Below are 23,279 nucleotides of genomic sequence, written 5' to 3' on the forward strand. Positions count from 1 at the left end.
TCCTGATTGCTTTATCAGGATTTTTTGGCAGAAGCTGAAAACGAGCAGCAGGGGTTCCGCGAAAATGCTGCTTTCATCCTGTTTACAAGATCACTTGTTTTTTGCTTCGCCGCCATCACTTGCGACGGCAGCTTATCCAGCCCGGACGCTGCGCGGTTGCGCGATACCAGCCGCCCGTTCTGCACGGTCATAACAAGATCGCCGCACGCCATTGACGCACCGGCCATCATCGATCTGACCATTCCGGCGCTGGCATCGATACCACGCAGCGCCAGCAGTTCACTGATCTGCTGCTCTTTCACGGATAGCCCGGCCCTCTCTTCCCGTTCCGGTGGCCGTTTTTTACGCTTACTTCGCACATCGTCACTTAGCCTCTGTGCCAGTTCTCGCTTTTCCTGCCGTGAAAGCACATCAAAATTCACCGTCTCGCCCACTTCGTGATCGGCATGTTCAAGACCGTCAGCACCTGCCGCGGGATCCCGCGTACAGTTATTGACAGAACTCCGAGGGGCGGCGTTGCCGCCTGAAAAACCAACGTCAACGGCCACACCGTCAGCGCTCTGGCGCTTCGGCACGATTTTGTATTGAGTGGTGCGGGTGAAGATCAAAGAGTCATTGCCCGTAATCGGGCAGTAAATACCAGTGATTCGCTGGACGTTATCGCCGTAGGCGTTGCCGTTTTCAGTGGTTTCATAATTCAGACGGATGCGCAGCTTATCGCGCTCAACCAACGGGCCACCCTGGGCTAATACGTAGTTATCCCATTCGCCACCGTTAGCGGCCTGCCGGGCGGTTTCCAGTTCAGGGTGTAACACCAGTTCGCGATCGCCCAAGCGGCGAAGTTCGCGATATACCGTGACCGGCGCACCGCCGATCTGCTGAAACTGACGAATAGCCCAGCGCGATGCCCACGCGCTAACGCGGAGTGACATTTCTTTCAGGTCTTCCCCGGTTTCGTCGTCCTTCTCACCATCCAGCGCGAAGCCGTCGATATTCTTCGAAATGTATTTCGCTATGTAGCCAGTTGCGCTGCCGTGGGCATCGTCGATCGGCACGACCTGAAAGCGGTTTTCCTGCGCTCCCGGTTCGTTGCCGTCTTCTTTCAGGGCATATTTACGGAAGATTTCGCGCGCCTGCTCGACGCATTCCGGGCGCATAAAAAGAAGCAAATGCCAGTGTGGCGTTGCATCGTGGTGCGGTTCGACCACGCGGAAACCAAAGACGCGGATCCCTTTTCTCTTCCATGCGGCGCGGGTTCTCGCCCAGACTTTGCAAAGATATTGCTGTGTCTCACGCGGCGACGCGCCACAGTATTTGTTATTACGGCGCCCGTTATGCTGCATAGCGTGATAGCGGGAAGGCGCTGTCAGCGTGTAGAAGTCACCGGCCAGCCCTTCCAGCTTCGCCAGATCTTCAAATCCGCGCATTCTCGTCATGAGTTCGCGGCGACGGTTGGCCGGATTGGCAACACTGCCGGCGACTTTATCGATCAGCGAAATGCGCTCGCCCGTGTCCTGGTCTTCCAGTTCCATAGCCTTGAGGTATTCACGGTTAGCTTTTTTCTGGGCCAGCCATTCCGTAAGGCACGGGGCGCTACTGTATGGGGAGGATTTTTTCTGGACGTATCCCGCTGCGATCATCAAATGCTCACGCCACCGGGCATGGATACGGCGCAGGCGGTTTAACCACCACTGCGGTGACTCAAGACGGAGAACTGCGCGTAACGCGTCCTCCGCTTCAAGTTCTTCATTGCAATAAGCTGTCCAACCGGGGATCGGCGTTTTCAGATGCACTGCCAGCGATGCAATACGGCCATAGCCAGAAAGCGCCGCGAACTCAGGATCGCCGGTGCGCACCAACTGGTGATCGGACTCGCGTATAAACTCGCTCGTAAAGATATCGGCAAGCGTATAAGCCAGTCTTTTTAACTCTTTTTTCCCTGCCCAGAGCATACGGAAAAGCTGATCGCGAATTGGCAGCAGAATGCCGGGCATCACAGTATCAGGCTGGTAAACACTGTTCACGCTATCAATACGCGTTAATACGTGGCGCTCAAAGGTGTTAAGCAGCCAGTGATCTGCCGCTTTGCGGTCTTTCACATCCAGCGCATCAAGCTTCGCTGCAAAGTGGCGGCGGACATATTGCGGAAGAGAAGCCAGACGGCGACGCAGCAGCTTACTGCGTTCCGGCTTTTCGTCCTCCGCTACCAGTTCACTGAACGCAATATGCTTACGCGTGCCGTCCGGCGTGAGATAGTCGAAACCATCCAGCCCCGGCGCTACATCAACGCCAATCGGCTGGTATGGTTTGTTCCCGCCATAAGCGTAAGGGATAGCATTGTCAGTGCTGCCCGGATACGGTGGAGGTGGAGAAGGGGCGCGACGGCCACTGGTTGCCGTGGTCATATTTGAACTACATCCCCTACTTTAACGGCTTTGGCTTCCTCTTCTGATTTCTTCAGAATTGTGGTTATTGACTCCCTTCCATAAGCTGTTACTTTCGCCTCAACCAACCAATACGGCACAATCTCGCCACGACTCACGCTTATGATTTCAACGATCCAGGCGTCTACAAGATTCATTAAAACGCCTCCAGATCGTCAAACGTGCCTGCCGCAACCATCGCGTTGTAAGTCGCATCACCCATCACGGCGCCACAATCAGGGCAACCGCCGCCGTAACGCCCGCAGCAGTCGCAGACAGGCAGCACGCCGATCACTTCTTTGGCCTTCTGGCGGTTGTCTTTGTCAGTGCTGACGGAACGTTGCACGCTGATTTCGTGCATCTTGAAAGGCTGATAAATCGCGCGGGTGGCTTCGGTGTCGCTGTTGGAAATGACAACCTTCACGCCATGCTTACGGTTAACTTCCAGCAGTGCCTGGACTAACTGGCGGTGGTTGTCTTCCGTGAATGGTTCGGTGTGGTATTGGGTAAAATCGGCTGTTTTGCTTTCAGGCAGGTAAGGCGGATCGCAGTAAACGAGAACATCGCCACCCGTGACGACCTGTAGAGAACGCTGGAACGGCGCGCAAAGAAATATTGCCTTTGTATCGTTGGCCTTTTCGGCAAACAGGCGGATTTCATTTTCAGGAAAGTAGACGCTCTTATACTTGCCAAACGGCACGTTAAAGCCGGTCTTACGGCTGTAACGGCATAAGCCGTTATAACCGTGGCGGTTCAGATACAGGAATTGAGCAGCACGCATGATGCGCGCCATTTCGACGCCATAACGCAACCCACCGCTTTTTACCGTACATACCTGCTTATTGAACGCGGCGCGGACTTCGTTGTACCCCTGCGGGCTGTTCTTGCTGTTGAACAGTTCGCGGGCCGCATCGATCACTAAGTCCGGGTAACGGGTGACTTCCCGATAAAGGTTAATAAGATCCGGGTTGATATCAGCCAGCACATAGCGGCGGTACTCAGTCGCCAGAAATACCGATGCGCCGCCTACGAACGGTTCGATCAGGCAGTCGGCTTTAGGAAGGTGCGGCAGCAGGTCAGGAAGGACACGGGTTTTACCCCCTGCCCATTTGATGAACGGGCGAATAATAGGGCTGCTCATGATGCGTGCCCCACTTTCTCAGCTTTCAAAACCATGCGGCTACCGTCCGACAGGTTCCAGCCGATTTCCCCTCCCTCAGACATAACCAACTGCCAAACTAATTGCGCAGCTTCGTTAGTCACATCACGACCAGGATCACTACCAACGCGAAGGCGGCGCCCTTCCCCATCATCGCGCATCTTTGCCAACTGGATTTTTTTAGTCAGCGGTGAAAAACCTAATTGAAGTTTCGCTACGTTACTCATGTAAAAGACCTCTATTTATAAATAACCGTAAGGAGAAGAAGGAATGGAAGGGCGCTGCAATTCTTCAATGCAGTGCTGGCGCAGGTTGCTGATAAAATTAGTGGTTACTGATCCAGTGGCAGAAAGGGTTAACTCACCATCACGGCGGGTTTTAATGGTTAAGCCTTCATTTTCGATAGCAGGTAAAAGAACATGCAAAATGAAGCTATATTGATCACGTCTGGTCATAATCTCTTCCTCAAAAAAAGAATGAGTTGAACCGCCGCCACTTAATAAAAAGGCGGAGAAAACATAGTTGATTTTTTTAAAACCGAATTACTTAATTAGCTTTTTAAATAATTCAGCCAGTGTAAGCAGGAAGCCTTTATTTATTCTTTGGGTATAAATAAACGGTTTATTTTTACCTTTGATAAATTGAACCTTCGCCGGTTCGGGTTTAAAAAATCTTCCGTCCGGCGTTTCCAGCCAGCCGCGTGAGTTCTTGAAGTGCGTGACCTGGCACCCGTGCTTAAGCAGGCTTGCCAGTGATGGGCCTTCATCGTGCATTACTGCCCCCTTGCTTATACATCTGATCAACCGTGCGCATGGCTTCCGCTAAAGCAAAGTCACGCCCGTAATAATCGCCATTGCTGGAAATACGATAAGAGTGCTTAAACGTAAATGGATTACGCGGGCACTTTTGAATCGTGAAGCCACGATATAAATAAGAGTGGCGGCTTAATTGCACTAACTGGCTCATATCATCTTCCTGTGATAGCCACTTTAAGATCAGCAATTAAACGGTTTAATTGCTCGCGCCCTTCTTCGTTCAGTGCTTCAATGCCGTAATCGTAAGCAGCAAGAATAGATATTTCCTGCTCACGCGAATCAATGGCAACCGTTACTTTAGTGCCCGGCTTTATATATGTCGGCACATCATAGGTATTGTTATCAGAAAAAGGGTTGATAACTGCCGTGTAGCTTTTATTCAGTGGATTGAACATATCGCCCTCACATTCCCAGCTTAAGCAATTCACCATCAACATGGCGGGCCACGTCTTTGGTTATTTCCTTAATCAGCTTTTTATCCCTGATCATGAACTCGCCGCTATTGGTGCGAATCATGAAGCCCGTTTGCATATCTTTTAAATGGGTGTCCAGAATGTCGTTACATTCACGCACCCGGTTTTCGTGGTTGGCTGTTTTCTGGCTCATCGCGATAACCTCAAAGACCGATCCACAACAACCACGCGTCGCGCTGTTCTCTCGGACGGTTGTAATAGGCGTCACGCATTGCGCGGTTGAACTCAGGAATATAGATCCAGTTCTCAGCGCGGGCGCCCAGGCTTTCCGGGTTCTTCCACGGGATGATCGGCAACTTACCGTCTTCAATCATGCTCTTAACCGTGGCGGGCTTCTTACCGATTAACTCGGCAAATTTAGGGTATGGAACCGCGTCAACGGCGTGACGCACTTCAATGAACCCCTCTAACTCTTTCTCTGTCATGTGTCATAATCCCCATCGGCGCTAGGCGCTTATTTCGGCTTGTAACTGCTTATATTGGCGGTTGCTCATGGTAGAGATTACCACCCTTAAGGAGAATGTTATGGTAGAGATCCCTACCCCGTCAAGCGGCGTGGGTGAAAAAATCAGAGCTATCAGGGATGCGGAGGGGTTAACAAGGCAGCAATTCTTTGAATTAACTGGAATACCTGCTGGCACGCAGAAGTATTACGAGACAGGAAGAGTGGAGAGTATTGGTAGCGATATCTTGCTTAAGATCACTCAGCATTCACGTTTCGCAAAATACACGCTCTGGCTTATGACTGATAAGACCGCCCCTCAAGCTGGTCAAATCGCACCGGCCCTCGCACACATTGGGCCAGAGTCAACTGGATCAGACCGCTCCGAGAAACAAACTGGTTAACTGTTTATAAACATTACATTTTCACTATCTGTTATCAGGATGGGGAAATAAACGCCGGAGGGCTTTCTTATGTCGATTAAGAAGCTCGAAGGTGGTCAATATGAAGTGGACGTATGGCCGCGCGGACGTAACGGAAAACGTATCCGCAGGCGATTTGAGAAGAAACAAGAGGCAGTTCTTTTTGAGCGTTATGTATTAGCCAACGCCGACAAAAAAGAATGGCTGGGCGCGAGCGTTGACCGCCGCACCTTAAGCGAGTTGTTAGATACCTGGTGGCTGCTATATGGACAGACTCAGGAAAATGGCGAGATTGAAAAGCGGCACCTGAATAAAACAATCAGGGCGCTTGGTGATCCAGCCGTTAACCGACTGAACAAGCGAATGATTGCACAGCACCGAAGCCAACGGCTGGAAGACGGTATCAGCGCAGCAACGATCAACCGGGATATTTACCGTTTGTCCGGGATGTTCAGCACGTTGATAAAGCTGGAAGAGTTCAGAAAGGAAAACCCCTGTAAGGGTCTGGAACCACTGAAAGAAGCGCCGCCAGCTATGACTTATCTCGCCAAATCAGAGATCAGCAAATTGCTGGATACTCTGACCGGCGACGATCGACGTGTAGCACTGCTATGCCTCAGCACTGGCGCACGCTGGGGTGAAGGGAGCACGCTGCGAGGTGAGCAGGTTAATCACGGGCGTGTGACGTTCCTTAAGACCAAAAATGGGAAAAAGCGCACGGTGCCGATATCGGAAGAACTGGAGAAAGAGATCAAGACCAGCGACACCGGGCCACTGTTCAAAGTTGACTATGAAAACTTCTGCGAACGGCTCAGGCTGGTTAAGCCTGACTTACCACGCGGGCAGGCCACGCATGTGCTTAGACATACGTTCGCAAGCTGGTTCATGATGAACGGGGGGAACATTATTGCGTTACAGCAAATTCTGGGGCACGCCAGCATACAACAGACGATGGTTTATGCTCACCTTGCACCTGATTACCTGCAACACGCAGTAACGTTAAACCCTCTTGGCGGCGGGCTGATGGTGTGACAATGTTGTCTACATCTTGTCTACACCCGTAGCGCTATATCCTTCTTGTAACTGCTTATGGCTGTTGCAATGAGGATTGATTTATAAGGGATTTTTTCTAAGTGCCTGATAAAAAAAACCCCCACATCATGTGGGGGAAGACAGGGATGGTGTCTATGGCAAGGAAAACAGGGTTACTACTGGGAACGTGAGTTGCTACTACTCAATAAATTCAACGATGAGCTTTTTTTCCAGTGCGCTACGTCGCGCAGTTGCTCCATTCGTTGTTCATGTCTCTCATTTAAAACCGCTTGCTGCTCGGGCGTTAACAGGCGATACATCTGGTTGCGAACCTTGGCTATTTCAACCTGGCGGGCAACCTGTTCTTGCGCCATTCTTTCTGCCTGAGCGCGCACAGCGCGTTCATCAAATTTCTCTGCGGTGACAAGGCGATGCATTGTCTCCATTTCGCTAACATTAACAGGAGGCTGTTCGTGTCTTGCCTGCTGCATTAAATCTCGCATCTGTTGACGTTGATGTTCGGTTAAACTGATACCGTCGAACATGTGGCTCTGAACGCTGCGTTGCGCGGAGCCTTCACCCAGGTGCCAGTGATCGCCTGTGACGACTTCAGCTGCATGGCTTAAAGTACTCAGTGCCAGCGTTGAGGCCATGACGGCAGCGGTAACTTTGCCCATCACTTGCTCCCAAAATCTTTTCTGTCGCGATTCAACGAGAGACAGTTTACGATTCGGGCTGCAAACATGCGTCAGGGGGTGTAAAACAACGTAAAGTCATAGATTAGCGACGCCTGATGACGTAATTTCTGCCTCGGAGGTACGTAAACAATGAATAAAATCCTGTTAGTTGATGATGACCGAGAGCTGACTTCCCTGTTAAAGGAGTTGCTCGAAATGGAAGGTTTCGATGTGCTGGTTGCCTATGATGGGGAACAGGCGCTTGAGCTTCTGGATGACAGCATCGATTTACTTTTGCTCGACGTCATGATGCCGAAGAAAAATGGCATTGATACGCTGAAAGCACTTCGTCAGACACACCAGACACCCGTAATCATGCTGACCGCTCGCGGCAGCGAATTGGATCGCGTACTTGGCCTTGAGCTGGGCGCGGACGACTATTTACCCAAACCGTTTAACGACCGTGAACTGGTCGCGCGCATCCGCGCTATTTTGCGTCGCTCACACTGGAGCGAACAGCAGCAGAACAGCGACAACGGTTCGCCGACTCTGGAAGTGGATGCGTTAAGCCTTAATCCGGGTCGCCAGGAAGCCAGCTTTGACGGGCAAACCCTGGAATTAACCGGCACCGAATTCACCCTGCTCTATTTGCTGGCACAGCATCTCGGTCAGGTGGTTTCGCGTGAACACCTGAGCCAGGAAGTGCTGGGCAAACGCCTGACACCTTTCGATCGCGCGATCGACATGCATATCTCGAACCTGCGTCGTAAGCTGCCAGAACGTAAAGACGGACACCCGTGGTTTAAAACCCTGCGCGGTCGCGGCTACCTGATGGTCTCCGCTTCATGATAGGGAGCTTAACCGCGCGCATCTTTGCCATCTTCTGGTTGACGCTGGCACTGGTGTTGATGTTGGTACTGATGTTACCCAAGCTTGATTCACGCCAGATGACCGAGCTACTGGACAGCGAGCAGCGCCAGGGGTTGATGATTGAGCAACACGTTGAAGCTGAACTGGCGAACGATCCACCCAACGATTTAATGTGGTGGCGTCGCTTGTTTCGGGCGATAGACAAGTGGGCGCCGCCAGGACAGCGGTTATTGCTTGTTACGACGGAAGGACGCGTGATCGGCGCAGAACGCAACGAAATGCAGATCATTCGTAACTTTATTGGTCAGGCCGATAACGCCGACCATCCGCAAAAGAAAAAATACGGTCGCGTTGAGATGGTCGGGCCTTTCTCCGTCAGAGACGGCGAAGATAACTACCAGCTGTATCTCATTCGACCTGCCAGCAGCTCACAATCTGACTTTATCAATCTGTTGTTCGACCGACCGCTGTTGTTGCTGATTGTCACCATGTTAGTCAGCTCTCCGCTACTGCTCTGGCTTGCCTGGAGTCTGGCGAAACCGGCGCGTAAGTTGAAAAACGCGGCGGATGAGGTGGCCCAGGGCAACCTGCGCCAGCATCCGGAACTGGAAGCCGGTCCGCAGGAATTTCTGGCGGCAGGTGCCAGCTTTAACCAGATGGTGACGGCGCTGGAGCGAATGATGACCTCGCAGCAACGCCTGCTGTCGGACATCTCCCACGAGTTGAGAACGCCGTTGACGCGTCTGCAGTTGGGCACCGCGCTGCTGCGCCGTCGTAGCGGTGAAAGCAAAGAGCTGGAGCGTATTGAAACAGAAGCACATCGGCTGGACAGCATGATCAACGACCTGCTGGTGATGTCACGTAATCAGCAGAAAAACGCGCTGGTCAGTGAAACGGTGAAAGCCAATCAGCTGTGGGGCGAAGTGCTGGATAACGCCGCCTTTGAAGCCGAGCAGATGGGTAAATCACTCACGGTGAATTTCCCGCCGGGCCCGTGGTCGCTGTACGGCAACCCAAATGCGTTGGAAAGCGCGCTGGAAAACATTGTGCGCAACGCCCTGCGTTATTCACACACGCAGATTGAAGTTGGCTTCGCGGTGGATATCGATGGGATTACCATCACTGTCGACGACGATGGCCCGGGCGTTAGCCCTGAAGACCGAGAACAGATTTTCCGTCCGTTCTATCGTACCGATGAGGCGCGCGATCGCGAGTCTGGCGGAACAGGTCTGGGTCTGGCGATAGTTGAAACCGCAATCCAACAGCATCGTGGCTGGGTGAAAGCCGAAGACAGCCCGCTGGGTGGTTTACGGCTGGTAATTTGGTTGCCGCTGTATAAACGCGCTTAACAGGCTTCCCCGGTAACGTAATGCCGGGGAAGTTCTCACATTATGCTGCCACAGTCGCAGCCGCTAGCTTTTGCTTTTTAATCCGCTTCACCAGAATGGTCGAACAGATAAAGCCCATTAAGCTGAACGCAATCATCACGCTAAAGACATAGTTATAGCCCGTGATGCCGCTATTGGTATCCAGTAAATAACCGTATAACGTATACGCAAACATGGCGGGCATATAACCGATGATACAGCCAAATGCCATCGCCGAACCGGCATATTCACGCGGGGTACCAATCTCATCCATTGGTGCAAAGAAAATGGTGCGCTGTGAGAAAATAATCGCCCCAAATCCAAGCGTCGCCGCCATACCGATATACACATTCATCGTTTGATGTGGCAACAGCATAAAAACAACCATAGCAGCAGCAGAGATCAGAAACGTCCACTTCAGGTAAACCGTAGGTGATTTAGCAACCTTATCCGCCAGCAGCCCACCAATCGGCCCTCCCACCATTTTCAATGCATACTGGTTGATGATGCCGTACGCGCCGACGAGCGCTACCGGCAGCATGTAGATATCTTTTAAGAATGGGATGAAGTAAGTCAGGCCACAGTACGCGGCGTAAACGAAGAAAATCCCTAAAGAAGCCAGCCAGACGTTAGGGCAGGACAACACATGTTTGATACCCTTTAAGACTTCCATGTTGGCACTGGTTTTCTCGCCGCCTTTCACTTTGTCATCATCGACAATAAAGTAAGTGAGAACGCCCGCAGCCAGCGTAATTAGCGTATAAAACAGCAGTCCAGCCTGCATCCCCGCTTTACCTTCACCAAACTGGACGAAAACAAACAGAGCGCCAGAAGCGACGATAACATCCACCACGCCACGTCCGGCTTCTAAAAAGCCAAACATACGCCCTTGTTCTTCTTGCGTACCTAGCAGACGCACAGCTTTCAATAACACCGGCCAATAAACCACATCGGCAAAGAACGCCATTGCGGCAAAGCAAATAAGATAACCGGTAAATGACGGTAGCGTCGCCAAATATAAACCGCATAGCCCAACGCCGATCAGACCAAATGGTAATAATATTTTCTTGGAATAACGGTCTGCGATATAGAGCGACAGAAAAAGCCCGGTTGTCTGAACAATCGTATAAACAGTAAAACTTAAACCAATTTGCGTATTGGTTAAACCCCAGTCACTTTGCATTGGCACATAGAAAACGTCTTTCATACTTGAAAGTTTGAATATTGTGCCGCCGCCTAAAATTAAAAAACAGAGCCTTGCCCATTTGTTCATGAACATAATTAAACCCTCATTGCTTGTTGAGAGAAATATTTAAATCAAATCATATAACTAATAAATAAAGAGAGTTATTTTCATAACCCTTTTCGCATTTAATAATATTTAAAGAAGTTTATTTATTACTTGTGAACTTGTCGCATAAATCACGGATATACTTTATTTGAGCAAGAGCATGTTCTTTTTCCTGCGCCAGTCGCGCATCAATCATGTTACTGTCGGGCAGCGGCGTATAGCTTGCATCGCGCCATGGGATCCAGGGATTATCACCTTCATCATCAAAACGAAATGCCGGAGCATAATATTCAACTTCCTCTTCCAGACCAAAAGCATTTACTTGCGGTTTATCCTCACCTAAAAGTAATAATGCCTTAAGCATCTCTTCCATTGGTAAGTCACCGTATCCTGAACGACAAGCCTCATGCCCCCAGCCTTTACCTTCTTTAATAATTTTTGCGTCTTTGATATGCACCTGAGTGATTAGAGGGGACATGACTTCTAACGCAGAAAGCGGCTGCTCATTGGCGTTAATCATGTTGCCAAAATCAAACAGAATAGAGAGATTCTTCATTCCACTATTATTAACCAGCGTCACCAGTTCATGGCCTTGCAGATCTTCATGCTGTTCGATAGTAAAGCTTAGTCCGCAATCGTCATACTGAGACAACCACGCAATATCATTGGCAATCTTTGCCATGACATCGTTGAGATGTCCTTCATAGCGCGGGTAGAAACGTACTGAAGTTGCGCCAGTTGCCACAGCAATACGGATCGCATCCGTCAATGTCGCCTTGTCCGATGCGCTCGTTTCAATATGTACATCGAGGTTATATTTTTTGGCCTTTTCTTTAAAATCGTGCAACTGCCGATCGTTTAGTTTCTGCAGCGATTGGGACTCACCATCCTCAACATGTATTTTCACTCCCTTTAATTGTTGCTGATGCGCAATATCCAGAAGATCGCCCGGAAGGACTCTCTCATAGCGCATATTCAGATGAAAGGCATAAGCATGTAGGTACAGTGGTATATTTCTCGCACGCTCAGCGAGAAGTTCTTGGTTGCATTTTCCCATTATTTTTCTCATTCATCACGAATAACAAGTTCCACTGATTCAAGTCGCCAGTATTCAAAATCAACCTGAACCACTTTTTTATCTCGGGTAGCCCGATGTTTTTCTACTAAAATTCCATAAGTATTAGGCGCAACGCCCAACTCTTTGCAGGCCACTTCTGGCATATTGACCGGCTTAAAAATCATTTCTTTGATATTTAAAGCATGACCAAACGCATCTTCCCAGACGCTGGCAAAAGACTGATTGCCCAATTTGTTAATGAATCCTGGCGCAACATCAGCATCAATATAGGACTCATGGTAAAACACTTTATGCGAATCAAGACCACACCAACCGGTAACTAAATAGCGATCACCGGAGGAGAGAAAAACATCATCAACATGGTGCGGAACCGTCGCAGTCGTTTCTTTGGTTAAATAACCCCAAAAAGGCTTGCGCCCCTGAGCACAGGCTTCAGCATTAAAGCTGGAAAGTGATTTGGGATTATAAATAAATCGCTTCGATGAAATAAACCAACCACTGCGGTTCTTTCGGAAGATACGCGCATCGATCTCAAGCTCAATCAGAACCTGACGTAAGGTCATGCGCTTCGCATCCAGCAACTCACATAACTCTCTCTCCGAAGGCAATTTAGAGCCCGCTGGCAAATTATTCTCGTTTAACCAGCTTTCAAAGCGCTCTCTAAGCACATCAACATTGTTTTTCTTTTTCATCTTACTCATCTGGTTTAAACCAATTTAAAGCTAAGATATTTGAGTGCAGGAAATACTCAAGTTTTTTTTCAACGCAGAGTTTCTTTTTGTGGGCCAGGTATCAAGAATGGACTGAAAACATGGCGTGACAGGCAGGTTTTTTTAACCTGCCTTAGCATGCAGAGATAAGAACCACGAGAGAGGCAAATCAGGTGTTACCACCTGATTTAATTGCATGGCCAGAATGTCTTTATTTTCCCCACAAACGTCGGGAATTGTCTTCGATCTTGCCGCTTAAACGACGCTTTTGCATCGTTCGGGTCCAGCTTTTCGATAACCCGGCAGCCGAGAGTAAACGGTGATATTGTGAGTCATCAAACGGCATATGCCAGGCAATGGCAATCGCCTCCCGCACGCTGACGTCGCTGACGCGTGAAGCCAGGATCAACGGCGCGTCCGCCGACACCTGGCCTGGAGCGATGACGCTGCACAACCAGCCCGTCTTGCCTGCATCCTGCATCTGGCTAGCCATATCGCTGATGCCAAAATGGAAATTCAGCTTAAAGCACGGCGAGCGCGGCTGCGTGACCTGAATCAGCGCATCTCCCCACTGGAAAATGTCGCCAATGAATACATTCTCTTCCGTTAGCCCCTCAGTAGAGAGATTCTCGCCAAACGCGGGCGCGACAAAGAGCTCTGCCTGCTCCGGAAACTCTTGTCTCCAGTTCTGATAGTGTTCACGCGGATAGTGGCACAGCGCGCGATCCGGCCCACCGTGAATTTTCGTTTCCGCCTGTTCATCACCCGTCAGCCCCAGTTCGGTCAGCATCAGCTCGCCGTCAACCTGGACCTTAGCAATCGCGCTGGGACGGCTTCCCGTGTAGTCCCGAACCTTGCCTGTAAAAACATCGACCGGATATCGCATCTGTTCCCTCTCCCGATAAATTTCCCCCATTACACCACATTTATTTTACCCCAGTCGCTCAAAATGAGAGCACGGTTCACATGAAACTTAGGGACACATGCTATCAATGTAATCTGGTTTTGAAACATCATTTCAAATAAGGAGTCAACAACGTGACTGGTCAATCGCAATTTGCTGGCGTCTGGTGTCCTTCCATTACGCCAATGGATAATGACGGCAAGATCGATCTTAACGGTCTGAGCCAGCATCTCAAACGCCTTACCGAGGCCAAAATCGACGTGATTTTGCTGATGGGTAGCATCGGGGAATTTGCCTCCTTTACGCTCGAAGAAAAGCTGTTACTGATCCGCGAGGCCCGCGCTATGAGCTCGCTGAAGATGGTCGCCAACGTCTCATCCACCTGCCAGAATGATGTGCTGTTGATGGCGCAGGAAGCGTATCGCGCCGATTACGATGCCGTGATGATCCTGCCGCCTTACTACTATGGGCAAACGGCAAAACAGCTGCTGAGCTACTTCCGTCAGTTGGGGCAGAAGCTCAGCGGTAAATGGTTTGCCTATAACTTTCCGGCGCGCACTGGCTGCGATTTAACGCCCGAACTGGTTGCCACCCTCGCCGCCGAGTTCCCCAACTTCGCAGGCATTAAAGATACCGTCGACTGCCAGTCCCATACTCGCAGTATGATCCAGACCACCCGCGCCGTACGGGAGGATTTTGCCGTGTTGTCCGGCTATGACGAATACTACATTCCTAACCTGCTGGCAGGCGGCGCGGGGGTGATTTCAGGATTAAACAACGTCATGCCTGAACTGTTTGTCAGCGCACGGGAAGCATTTAAACAGGGCGACCTGACAGCACTTCGCGACATTCAGGACCAGATTGGCACCTACATGTCCATCTACGCCATCGGCGAAGATTTCGTCACCACCATCAAAACCGTGGTATCGCGTAAGTTTGGCTATTGCACCGGCGTGTCACGAAATGCCGGCGGAGAGTTGAACGAGGGTGAGTGTCGGACCATCGATGAGGTATTTGTCGTCAAAGCGTAAATCGTTAAGCCGGATGGAACAGACCATCCGGCAAAAGAGGCTTACTTCACGGCGCTACGAATATCAATTTCCGCCGCCCTGGCTTTAACTCTTTTCGACCAGATGGAAGTGATAATCGGCACCAGAATGGAGGTCACAATCACCGACGTGGCGACAAGGGAAGTTGCTGCCGGCGCCATCGGTTTAAATGCCGGAACCATTTCAGCAATCAGCACTGGCGTAGCGACCGCCGCACCAGCTGAGCTGGAGGCCGCAATCCCCGCTGTGCCATCGCCGCCGCCAATCAGTTTATCGGCGATAATCAATGGAATACCGGTAATAATAATTACCGCCACGCCCAGCAAAATACCCAGTACACCGGTCTGCGCAATCACGCTCAAATCAATGGTGTTACCAAGCGCGAAGGCAAAGAAAGGAATCAACGTCTGCACCGCTTTGCTGAAGAACTCCCGCAGCTCAGGGTCCAGATTTCCCAGCGCAAAGCCAATCAGGAACGGTAATACGGCCCCCACAAACACGTGTGGTTCAAACGAAGCGATCCCGGCGGTTCCCAGAATCACCATAGTCATCAGCGGGCCAGACTCCAGCGACATCAGGACAAACGCCCCGGCCTCTTCTTTGGTGCCGTACTGCTGCATAATCGAGGCATACAGCCCGCCGTTGGTCATATCCATGGCTGCCACCAGCGCCAGCGTAGACAACCCGGCGAAGAAACCAACTTCTACACCATGTTCCGGCAGAATACGTGAAGCAATCGCCGCGACCACCCACGCTACCAGAATCTTGGTTATGACCAGCGTGCCTGATTTACGCAGCACGGTACCGGTGGCGCTTAGCTTGATCGACGCCCCCATACAAAAGAACCAGACCGCCAGAATAGGCACCGTACCGGTGATCATACCGTTGGTAAAGGAGCCGAAGTATTTCCCGGCGCCGGGGGAAAAGGTGTGACACAACGCGCCCAAAAAAAGCGGCACCAGCATCATGCCGCCTGGGATTTTCTCTATCGTTCGTTTGATCTGCATTTCCATCACCTGTAGACATAAAAATGGGGCAATTTTTATGGGCGATGCATCTTGCTTATGAGATGCGCCCGTCTTGATGAAACGAAGATAGACATTCATAGAGACTATAAAAGTGATCTCACTCGCATAATAAAACCTTGTTTCAATTTAAATGGATCATTGTTTTTATATTGATTTTGATCACAAAAAAACCCCCACAAGCATCGCTTGCAGGGGCTTATCAAAGCGTAGAACTTATTTTTTCGCTGCGAAACGCGCGGCAGCTTCGTCCCAGTTCACCACGTTCCAGAACTCTTTGATGTAGTCCGGGCGACGGTTCTGGAATTTCAGGTAGTAAGCGTGTTCCCAAACGTCCAGGCCCACGATCGGGAAGCCGGAAGCGCCAGAGATAGCTTCACCCATCAGCGGGGAATCCTGGTTAGCAGTGGAAACAACAGCCAGTTTGTCACCTTTCAGAACCAGCCACGCCCAGCCGGAACCAAAACGGGTTGCCGCAGCTTTTTCAAATTCAGCTTTGAAGTTGTCCACGGAGCCGAAGTCACGTTCGATAGCCGCTTTCAGGTCGCCCTGCAGCGTAGTACCGGTTTTCAGACCTTTCCAGAACAGGCTGTGGTTAGCGTGGCCGCCCGCGTTGTTACGCAGTACGGTTTTCTTGTCTGCTGGCAGTTGATCCAGTTTGGTGATCAGCTCTTCAACAGGCAGGCTCGCGAATTCAGGCAAGCTTTCCAGCGCAGCGTTCGCGTTGTTTACGTAAGCCTGGTGGTGTTTGGTATGGTGGATTTCCATCGTCTGCTTATCAAAGTGCGGTTCAAGGGCATCATAAGCGTACGGCAGGGATGGCAGTGTATAACTCATAATCATCTCCAGTATTGTCGGGCGGCCAGTGTTAACGCCGCGTAAGCAGTTGGGTCATTATAGTTAATTAAATGATATTGAAAATGATTATCAATGTCGTACTTTTTACATGGCTATTATGAGGTAAAAGTGTGAGCATCACTGGGAAAATCAGGCTGATTTTGCCAATCTGAGTAGAAAATAGGCAGCGACATGAAGGACATGGGAGATAAAGCACGACATAGTCTGAAAATTATCTCACAAGGAAATATTGCTATGTCTGTCAACATCGCCCTTTTTGGTATCGGCCTCGACACATACTGGCCCCAATTTACAGGCCTGGAGTCACGTCTTCAGGGCTATCTGCAATCAATTGATGAGCGCCTGACGGCGCAACAAGCCAGCGTGATTAATGGCGGCCTGATTGATAACGTCGATAAAGCCGATGCCCTTATCAGACGGTTGCAGCAACAGCCGGTCGATGCTGTCTGTCTTTACATCAGCACCTACGCGCTCAGCTCAACGGTGCTACCGCTTGTGCAGAGTATCAATAAACCGGTCGTTATTCTGGCCCTACAGCCAGAGCCAGGGCTGCCTTATTCAACAATCCGTCAAATTCCCGATCGGGGAGGTCGTACTGGAGAGTGGCTGGCGCACTGTCAGGCCTGCAGCGCCCCCGAACTGGCAAACGTGTTTAACCGTGCGAATATTCGCTTTCAGTTGATTGTTGGCGCATTACAGGGCGATGAGTATGTCTGGCAACAAACGGCGCAGTGGCTACAGGCACTTAACGCTCGTCAAATGCTGGCAAATTGTCAGGTCGGCGTCCTCGGGCACTATTATGACGGCATGGTAGACGTTTACAGCAATATGACGAACTTGTCCGCCAAAATGGGCGTACGCTTTAAGCCATTGGAAATGTGTGAGTTGGCGGAATATCGCGAGCAGGTCAGCGAGGCAGACCTCAATGCCAAACGACAGGAAATGCACCGTGTACTTCAGTTGGATGCGGCATGCGAACCTGCAGAGCTCAACCGCGCACTCACCACTGCCTGCGCCATGGATAAACTGATTGCCCAGAATAAACTCGGTGCACTAGCCTATTACTATGAAGGCCGTAACGCCAACGCTTACGAGAACATCATCACCTCAATCATTCTCGGCAACACGCTGCTTACCCACCGTGGTATTCCCGTAGCGGGAGAATATGAAATCAAAAATGTGCTGGCGATGAAAATTCAGCAACTTCTGGGGGCTGGCGGTTCATTCTCAGAACCATATGGCATTGAATTTAATGATGATGCTGTTTTGTGGGGACATGACGGTCCGGCACACCCGCTGATGGCGGATGGTCCGGTGAGTCTGGTGCCGCTGCCGGTTTATCATGGTAAACCCGGTAAAGGTGTATCTATCCAGATGACCGTAAAATCAGGTCCGGTGACCTTTCTTTCGGTAATTGAAGATGCCGAAAACGGGGTGCGTTTACAGTATGCCGAAGGTGAAGCTGTGCCAGGTGAAGTCCTGGATATTGGCAACACCAATAGCCGCTATCGCTTCCCGTTATCAGCTCGCGAGTTCACCACGCAATGGTGCATGGGCGGCCCAGCTCATCATTGCAGCATTGGCCTGGGACACCATGGCGAGGCACTGGAAAAACTCGCCTGGCTACTGGGTATTCAGGCAGTAAGAATTTGCTAATCCTCTATATTTCCGCCCTTCTCAAAAAAGAGGGGCGGAGCCGCATTTGTGATCAATATCCCTTTCATCCCCTGAATTTTGCCAGCATTACTGATCACACGGCAGCATGCTGAAGGTTAATCTATTGCTCACTCTTTAGACTTTTGAACATCAAAACGGGTGTTTTCATCCTGCCAAATCGATAACTCAAAAGGAAACAGAATGGGTAACGCAATTACGATGGGGATAATATGGCATCTAATCGGTGCCGCTAGTGCCGCTTGTTTCTATGCCCCTTTTAAAAAGGTACAACACTGGTCCTGGGAAACCATGTGGTCTATAGGTGGTTTTGTTTCATGGCTGATCCTTCCCTGGCTCGTCAGCGCGATCCTTCTGCCGGACTTCTGGGCCTATTACAGTTCATTCAGTGCGTCCACCCTGCTGCCGGTATTTTTATTCGGTGCCATGTGGGGGATTGGTAATATCAACTATGGCCTGACTATGCGCTATCTCGGTATGTCGATGGGGATCGGGATCGCTATCGGCATTACGCTAATTGTTGGTACCTTAATGACGCCAATCATTGCCGGTAAATTTGACGTGCTCATTGGCACACCAGGCGGACGTATGACCCTGCTCGGCGTGCTGGTCGCCCTGATCGGAGTGGCGATTGTCACCCGCGCCGGACAGTTAAAAGAGCGCAAGATGGGCATCAAAGCCGAAGAGTTCAATCTGAAAAAAGGTCTGATACTGGCGGTGATGTGCGGCTTTTTCTCCGCGGGGATGTCCTTTGCCATGGATGCGGCTAAACCAATGCACGAAGCCGCTGCAACACTCGGTATCGATCCGCTGTATGTCGCCCTGCCAAGCTACGTAGTCATCATGGGCGGTGGTGCGGTGATCAATCTGGGATACTGCTTCATTCGTCTGGCAAAAATGAAAAACCTGTCAGTAAAGGCCGATTTCTCTTTAGCAAAACCGCTGATTATCAGCAATATCCTGTTTTCGGCGCTTGCTGGCCTGATGTGGTATCTCCAGTTCTTCTTTTACGCCTGGGGCCATGCCAAAATTCCAGCACAGTATGACTACATGAGCTGGATGCTGCACATGAGCTTCTACGTCCTGTGCGGCGGTATTGTGGGCCTGATCATGAAAGAGTGGAGCAATGCAGGGAGACGTCCGGTCAGCGTGCTAAGTCTTGGCTGCGTAGTGATCATTGTCGCGGCAAACATTGTTGGTCTGGGAATGGCAAGCTAATCATGTTGGGTACTGAGATGACGCCACTGCGCTGGCGTCATCTCAGTACCCATCATTAGTAAATAATGCCTCACACCTATTTTCACGTTGCCCAAACGCTGACTTAATAGGTTGTACGTTGATTCCATTCATCGGTATAAATGATATTACCGTCACAATGTTTCCAGGTAATTTTCTCGTAGCGCAGCAGAACAGTCTCAAGATGTGTGCCTGTTGCTGCGCCAGGATATAAATCAGGAGTGATTGAAGTGAGCTTCACGTTGTGAAGGGTTATGTTGAAATACTCCTTTTCCATCCCTGCTTCATTAATTGAGTACATTTTAATCATCGCGGATTTAAGCGTAGCTCCGGTACTTAAGGCCCTGTACAAAAAAGGTGTAACTCGGTCGAATTCTTTTTGAAACATGATGGGCGCATGAATTCGCGTACCGGTCAGCCGCCCTGTATTACTATCAACCGGAATATTGACGTTATGAGTTAGTGACTTTATTTCAATAGCTCCAACGCGACCTACGACCTGACATGAGCCGGGCATAGGAGAACCATTCTCATCGGTTAGCCACAAATAAGCTGGATTAGACATGAACTACTCCTTTTATTTAAACCTAGTGAATAGTGAAGTCAACCGGGGGAAAAGCCACAACAAAACAATAATCGTTATTAATGTCAGTAAAAGACAATATTCAGGAAATAGATGAAGCCATAACAGACCAAAGCCTATTACCAGCGCTGGAAACACTACACTTTCTAATAAAAGTGTGATCAAACTATTAAACACCAAAATCCCTCTGCAAAAAATCCGCTAAATTATCAAGATTTGAGAAGCGCTTTGACTTTACTCTACTAATCATATTGGAAATAGCTGGTTCAACAAAATAATAGAGCATTTCAAGCTTTGCCTGATATAAAGCCCAATAATAATCTGGATCAATTCCTTTTAGCTGCCGCGCAGCAAGAGCGCACTTTTGTTGAACTCCGAAAAATTGCAGCAAAAATACCGCTTGCGGCAGTTTTGCAGATAAACGCTCAACGATGATTTTCGACATGAAGCCAGACTGAGACAACGCAATAGAAGCCGCGGAAGCAAAAGCATACCGAGTCCCTCCCGCAATATTCATATGAGTAGCCAGTGCGGACATTTTTCTGATAAATTGACGAGCCGAGCCTTCGGGATTACCTTCATCAACATCATCACTTATTGTTATGAAGTACAAATAAAGCATATATGTAATTACATCACGATATCTATATATTGACTCAATGGAATAGAGCATCCTTATTTCTTCAGATTTTAACTCCTGACAAATATCATTGTATTGAGGTATGAAACATGATGAATACCAACTAGCTCGCTCAATACCAGAATATATATCTGAAGCGACACCTCTGGCTGATTGAAAAACTCCACCAACAGCATTCTGAGTGGTTAGAGCCAGCCGTCTATCATTTTGAAACTTCATCCTTAAATAGTCAGACGCCTGCATTACTTAGGGAAGGTGCGAACAAGTTCCTGATATGAGATCATCATATTCATCCGGAGCGCATCCCAGAGGGACATCATGAGCCATCAACTCACCTTCGCCGATAGTGAATTCAGCACTAAGCGCCGTCAGACCCGAAAAGAGATTTTCCTCTCCCGCATGGAGCAGATTCTGCCATGGCAGAATATGACCGCTGTCATCGAGCCGTTTTATCCCAAGGCGGGCAATGGCCGACGGCCCTATCCGCTGGAGACCATGCTGCGTATTCACTGCATGCAGCATTGGTACAACCTGAGCGACGGTGCCATGGAAGATGCCCTGTACGAAATCGCCTCCATGCGCCTGTTTGCCCGATTATCCCTGGATAGCGCCCTGCCGGATCGCACCACCATCATGAATTTCCGCCACCTGCTCGAGCAGCATCAACTGGCCCGTCAATTGTTCAAGACCATCAATCGCTGGCTGGCCGAAGCAGGCGTCATGATGACCCAAGGCACTTTGGTGGATGCCACCATCATTGAGGCACCCAGCTCTACCAAGAACAAAGAGCAGCAACGCGATCCGGAGATGCATCAGACCAAGAAAGGCAATCAGTGGCACTTTGGCATGAAGGCCCACATTGGTGTCGATGCCAAGAGTGGCCTGACCCACAGCCTAGTCACCACCGCGGCCAACGAGCATGACCTCAATCAGCTGGGTAATCTGCTTCATGGAGAGGAGCAATTTGTCTCAGCCGATGCCGGCTACCAAGGAGCGCCACAGCGCGAGGAGCTGGCCGAGGTGGATGTGGACTGGCTGATCGCCGAGCGTCCCGGCAAGGTAAAAACCTTGAAGCAGCATCCGCGCAAGAACAAAACGGCCATCAACATCGAATACATGAAAGCCAGCATCCGTGCCAAGGTGGAGCACCCGTTTCGCATCATCAAGCGGCAGTTCGGCTTCGTGAAAGCCAGATACAAGGGGCTGCTGAAAAACGATAACCAACTGGCGATGTTATTCACCCTGGCCAACCTGTTTCGGGTGGACCAAATGATACGTCAGTGGGAGAGATCTCAGTAAAAACCGGAAATAACGCCAGAAATGGTGGAAAAAATAGCCTAAATAGGCTGATTCGATGTGTTTGCGGGAAAAAAATCGGCCCAGATCCGCGAAATTTTAATCAGCGAGTCAGCTTGGGAAGAAATGACCTGCTTATTCGCACCTTCCTTAGCTCTCAGTCATTTATGATGATAAATTATAATATACGTTCATGCCCCCCATGATAATGGGCGTTATTCCTATTTCACTCTTTATTTACAGCAATAAACCATCGTGGAGATTTTATTTTATGGGAGTATTCGCTGTCAGGTTTTATCACCCTAATATGCGACATTATTATGATTCCTCACTCAGCCAGATGACGCCACTGGCTCGGCGTCATCCCGGTTTCGCGCGTGAATACCACCGAAAAGTAGTTACTATCCTCAAAGCCGCAGCGCATGGAAATCTCACTAATCATCAACCGACTATGCTTGAGCAGATACTGTGCATGGCACACCCGCACCTGGCGCTGATACTGGTTGATAGTCATCCCGGTCTGGCTGCGAAACTGCTGGCGCAAAACGCGTTCGCTGCACCGTTCACGCTCGCAAAATGTATCCAGTTCGAACGCATGCTCATGGCTACCGGCTAACGCGGTGATCAGTTTATCCAGCAGCGTTTCACTTGACGTCGCCGGGAGCGTATCCGTGGCATAACGATGACGTTTAAGGTGAGTTACCAGTTGACCAAACAGCAGCTCAGCCATGGTAAAGGCCTGCGCATCGCGCTGATTACTTTCATGCTCAAGCTGGCTTATCACCTGTCTGGCCTGGGTCATGCCAACGCTGCCAAGTCGCCAGTGCGGCTGCCTCGGCGTACCGTCAAATCCGGGGATCGCCCCTTGCCAGTCAACATTCAGCGTTAACCGCTCCGGGCAGTAGATGATATTTTGCAACACAAGGTCGTTAACGGAGGTGTAGGAGTGTTTATCTTCGGCGCGAATATAAAACAGATCGCCACGGGTTATCCGGTACGGACGATCGTTAAGGACATGCAGACCATTGCCGCGCCAGACCAGAACCAGCTCGCAAAACTCGTGGGTATGCTCAGCAAAGACATCCTGCGGATAACGATCGGCCACGGCGACAGCCTGCTGCTCATGCGCAAAAAAGTCTGATTTCAAAAGAACCAGATGATTCGCCATCACATCACCTCAACCTGTACGCTTGCCGGATGCGCTGCGCTTATCCGGCATGAAAGGGTATGATTATCAGCAAACGGACGGTAAAAA

29 protein-coding genes are annotated in these 23,279 nt (G+C 50.1%); 9 read left to right on the forward strand and 20 right to left on the reverse strand.

The window, feature by feature from the left end:
- Positions 1-14: 14 nt before the first annotated feature.
- The 10 genes from HV314_RS24345 to HV314_RS24390 form a co-directional block, all read right to left on the reverse strand.
- The gene (locus HV314_RS24345) at positions 15-2,405 is read right to left on the reverse strand and encodes a replication endonuclease (protein ID WP_181546915.1); all 2,391 of its coding nucleotides are present in this window, start codon (positions 2,403-2,405) and stop codon (positions 15-17) included.
- Positions 2,402-2,581 carry a hypothetical protein gene (locus HV314_RS24350; RefSeq protein WP_016246746.1) on the reverse strand — a complete coding sequence of 60 codons (180 nt, stop codon included), beginning with the start codon at positions 2,579-2,581 and terminating at the stop codon, positions 2,402-2,404. The genes HV314_RS24345 and HV314_RS24350 overlap by 4 nt, the downstream gene beginning before the upstream one ends.
- Positions 2,581-3,552, reverse strand: a complete 972-nt coding sequence (locus HV314_RS24355) for a DNA adenine methylase (protein ID WP_060707433.1) — start codon at positions 3,550-3,552, stop codon at positions 2,581-2,583. The genes HV314_RS24350 and HV314_RS24355 overlap by 1 nt, the downstream gene beginning before the upstream one ends.
- 8 nt (positions 3,553-3,560) lie before the next feature.
- On the reverse strand, positions 3,561-3,809 hold the full coding sequence (locus HV314_RS24360) for a DUF7446 family protein (RefSeq protein WP_060707431.1): 249 nt from the start codon (positions 3,807-3,809) through the stop codon (positions 3,561-3,563).
- A gap of 15 nt (positions 3,810-3,824) precedes the next feature.
- A complete protein-coding gene (locus tag HV314_RS24365) occupies positions 3,825-4,037 on the reverse strand; it encodes a hypothetical protein (RefSeq protein WP_060707430.1) in 213 nt (70 codons plus the stop codon).
- A gap of 87 nt (positions 4,038-4,124) precedes the next feature.
- Positions 4,125-4,355, reverse strand: coding sequence for a phage filamentation protein Fil family protein (locus HV314_RS24370; RefSeq protein ID WP_016246743.1), 231 nt, complete (start codon positions 4,353-4,355; stop codon positions 4,125-4,127).
- A complete protein-coding gene (locus HV314_RS24375) occupies positions 4,345-4,548 on the reverse strand; it encodes a DUF4761 family protein (protein ID WP_032654192.1) in 204 nt (67 codons plus the stop codon). The genes HV314_RS24370 and HV314_RS24375 overlap by 11 nt, the downstream gene beginning before the upstream one ends.
- A gap of 1 nt (position 4,549) precedes the next feature.
- Positions 4,550-4,792, reverse strand: a complete 243-nt coding sequence (locus tag HV314_RS24380) for a hypothetical protein (RefSeq protein ID WP_032654195.1) — start codon at positions 4,790-4,792, stop codon at positions 4,550-4,552.
- A gap of 7 nt (positions 4,793-4,799) precedes the next feature.
- Entirely contained in the window at positions 4,800-5,003 is a 204-nt protein-coding gene (locus HV314_RS24385) for a hypothetical protein (protein WP_060707429.1), read from the reverse strand.
- Positions 5,004-5,013: 10 nt separating this feature from the next.
- Positions 5,014-5,295, reverse strand: coding sequence for a Cox family DNA-binding protein (locus HV314_RS24390; RefSeq protein WP_021312625.1), 282 nt, complete (start codon positions 5,293-5,295; stop codon positions 5,014-5,016).
- 100 nt (positions 5,296-5,395) lie between these two features.
- Between HV314_RS24390 and HV314_RS24395 the strand changes: the two genes are divergently transcribed.
- Positions 5,396-5,716, forward strand: coding sequence for a helix-turn-helix domain-containing protein (locus HV314_RS24395; protein WP_000229411.1), 321 nt, complete (start codon positions 5,396-5,398; stop codon positions 5,714-5,716).
- 69 nt (positions 5,717-5,785) lie between these two features.
- Positions 5,786-6,766: a phage integrase gene (locus HV314_RS24400; protein WP_023276977.1), complete on the forward strand. Its 981-nt coding sequence runs from the start codon at positions 5,786-5,788 to the stop codon at positions 6,764-6,766.
- Positions 6,767-6,942: 176 nt separating this feature from the next.
- On the opposite strand, the gene cpxP is transcribed toward HV314_RS24400, so the two are convergent.
- Complete coding sequence (gene cpxP, locus HV314_RS24405; protein ID WP_016155211.1) at positions 6,943-7,443, reverse strand: cell-envelope stress modulator CpxP; 501 nt, start codon at positions 7,441-7,443, stop codon at positions 6,943-6,945.
- A 150-nt stretch (positions 7,444-7,593) separates the two neighbouring features.
- Between cpxP and cpxR the strand changes: the two genes are divergently transcribed.
- Together cpxR and cpxA are read left to right on the forward strand one after the other, a co-directional pair.
- Positions 7,594-8,292, forward strand: coding sequence for an envelope stress response regulator transcription factor CpxR (gene cpxR / locus HV314_RS24410; protein ID WP_006686193.1), 699 nt, complete (start codon positions 7,594-7,596; stop codon positions 8,290-8,292).
- Positions 8,289-9,662: an envelope stress sensor histidine kinase CpxA gene (cpxA, locus tag HV314_RS24415; protein ID WP_137351783.1), complete on the forward strand. Its 1,374-nt coding sequence runs from the start codon at positions 8,289-8,291 to the stop codon at positions 9,660-9,662. The genes cpxR and cpxA overlap by 4 nt, the downstream gene beginning before the upstream one ends.
- A 40-nt stretch (positions 9,663-9,702) precedes the next feature.
- Here cpxA and HV314_RS24420 read toward each other — a convergent pair whose 3' ends face one another.
- The 4 genes from HV314_RS24420 to yiiM form a co-directional block, all read right to left on the reverse strand.
- Positions 9,703-10,953 (reverse strand): MFS transporter, encoded by a 1,251-nt coding sequence (locus HV314_RS24420; protein WP_181548129.1) that lies wholly within the window; start codon positions 10,951-10,953, stop codon positions 9,703-9,705.
- 118 nt (positions 10,954-11,071) lie between these two features.
- Positions 11,072-12,028 (reverse strand): sugar phosphate isomerase/epimerase family protein, encoded by a 957-nt coding sequence (locus tag HV314_RS24425; RefSeq protein WP_016155208.1) that lies wholly within the window; start codon positions 12,026-12,028, stop codon positions 11,072-11,074.
- Positions 12,029-12,036: 8 nt separating this feature from the next.
- Positions 12,037-12,741: a GntR family transcriptional regulator gene (locus HV314_RS24430; protein ID WP_181546917.1), complete on the reverse strand. Its 705-nt coding sequence runs from the start codon at positions 12,739-12,741 to the stop codon at positions 12,037-12,039.
- A 229-nt stretch (positions 12,742-12,970) separates the two neighbouring features.
- Positions 12,971-13,645, reverse strand: coding sequence for a 6-hydroxyaminopurine reductase (gene yiiM / locus HV314_RS24435; protein ID WP_181546919.1), 675 nt, complete (start codon positions 13,643-13,645; stop codon positions 12,971-12,973).
- A gap of 152 nt (positions 13,646-13,797) precedes the next feature.
- Here yiiM and HV314_RS24440 point away from each other — a divergent pair, with 152 nt between their 5' ends.
- On the forward strand, positions 13,798-14,694 hold the full coding sequence (locus HV314_RS24440; protein ID WP_016155205.1) for a dihydrodipicolinate synthase family protein: 897 nt from the start codon (positions 13,798-13,800) through the stop codon (positions 14,692-14,694).
- A gap of 41 nt (positions 14,695-14,735) precedes the next feature.
- Here the strand turns inward: HV314_RS24440 and kdgT are convergent, their stop codons facing one another.
- Both kdgT and sodA read right to left on the reverse strand, forming a co-directional pair.
- Positions 14,736-15,719 carry a 2-keto-3-deoxygluconate transporter gene (kdgT, locus tag HV314_RS24445; RefSeq protein ID WP_016155204.1) on the reverse strand — a complete coding sequence of 328 codons (984 nt, stop codon included), beginning with the start codon at positions 15,717-15,719 and terminating at the stop codon, positions 14,736-14,738.
- 234 nt (positions 15,720-15,953) lie between these two features.
- Positions 15,954-16,574 (reverse strand): superoxide dismutase [Mn], encoded by a 621-nt coding sequence (gene sodA / locus HV314_RS24450; RefSeq protein ID WP_016155203.1) that lies wholly within the window; start codon positions 16,572-16,574, stop codon positions 15,954-15,956.
- A 255-nt stretch (positions 16,575-16,829) separates the two neighbouring features.
- Here sodA and HV314_RS24455 point away from each other — a divergent pair, with 255 nt between their 5' ends.
- Both HV314_RS24455 and rhaT read left to right on the forward strand, forming a co-directional pair.
- A complete protein-coding gene (locus HV314_RS24455) occupies positions 16,830-18,251 on the forward strand; it encodes an L-fucose/L-arabinose isomerase family protein (protein ID WP_181546921.1) in 1,422 nt (473 codons plus the stop codon).
- Positions 18,252-18,452: 201 nt separating this feature from the next.
- Positions 18,453-19,487, forward strand: coding sequence for an L-rhamnose/proton symporter RhaT (gene rhaT / locus HV314_RS24460; protein WP_016157897.1), 1,035 nt, complete (start codon positions 18,453-18,455; stop codon positions 19,485-19,487).
- Positions 19,488-19,590: 103 nt separating this feature from the next.
- Here rhaT and HV314_RS24465 read toward each other — a convergent pair whose 3' ends face one another.
- The gene (locus HV314_RS24465; RefSeq protein ID WP_114683749.1) at positions 19,591-20,070 is read right to left on the reverse strand and encodes an Hcp family type VI secretion system effector; all 480 of its coding nucleotides are present in this window, start codon (positions 20,068-20,070) and stop codon (positions 19,591-19,593) included.
- Between the two features lie 187 nt (positions 20,071-20,257).
- Positions 20,258-20,947, reverse strand: a complete 690-nt coding sequence (locus HV314_RS24470; RefSeq protein WP_233592944.1) for a hypothetical protein — start codon at positions 20,945-20,947, stop codon at positions 20,258-20,260.
- A 99-nt stretch (positions 20,948-21,046) separates the two neighbouring features.
- On the opposite strand from HV314_RS24470, the gene HV314_RS24475 reads away from it, so the two are divergent.
- Together HV314_RS24475 and HV314_RS27470 are read left to right on the forward strand one after the other, a co-directional pair.
- On the forward strand, positions 21,047-22,027 hold the full coding sequence (locus HV314_RS24475; RefSeq protein WP_000019441.1) for an IS5-like element ISKpn26 family transposase: 981 nt from the start codon (positions 21,047-21,049) through the stop codon (positions 22,025-22,027).
- Positions 22,009-22,230 carry a hypothetical protein gene (locus HV314_RS27470; RefSeq protein ID WP_326928836.1) on the forward strand — a complete coding sequence of 74 codons (222 nt, stop codon included), beginning with the start codon at positions 22,009-22,011 and terminating at the stop codon, positions 22,228-22,230. Before HV314_RS24475 ends, HV314_RS27470 begins: the two co-directional genes overlap by 19 nt.
- Positions 22,231-22,352: 122 nt before the next feature.
- On the opposite strand, the gene rhaR is transcribed toward HV314_RS27470, so the two are convergent.
- Positions 22,353-23,192, reverse strand: coding sequence for an HTH-type transcriptional activator RhaR (rhaR, locus tag HV314_RS24480; RefSeq protein WP_094761767.1), 840 nt, complete (start codon positions 23,190-23,192; stop codon positions 22,353-22,355).
- Between the last annotated feature and the right edge of the window lie 87 nt (positions 23,193-23,279).

This window comes from Citrobacter sp. RHBSTW-00887, assembly GCF_013728095.1.
GTDB classification, from domain to species: Bacteria; Pseudomonadota; Gammaproteobacteria; order Enterobacterales; family Enterobacteriaceae; genus Citrobacter; species Citrobacter braakii.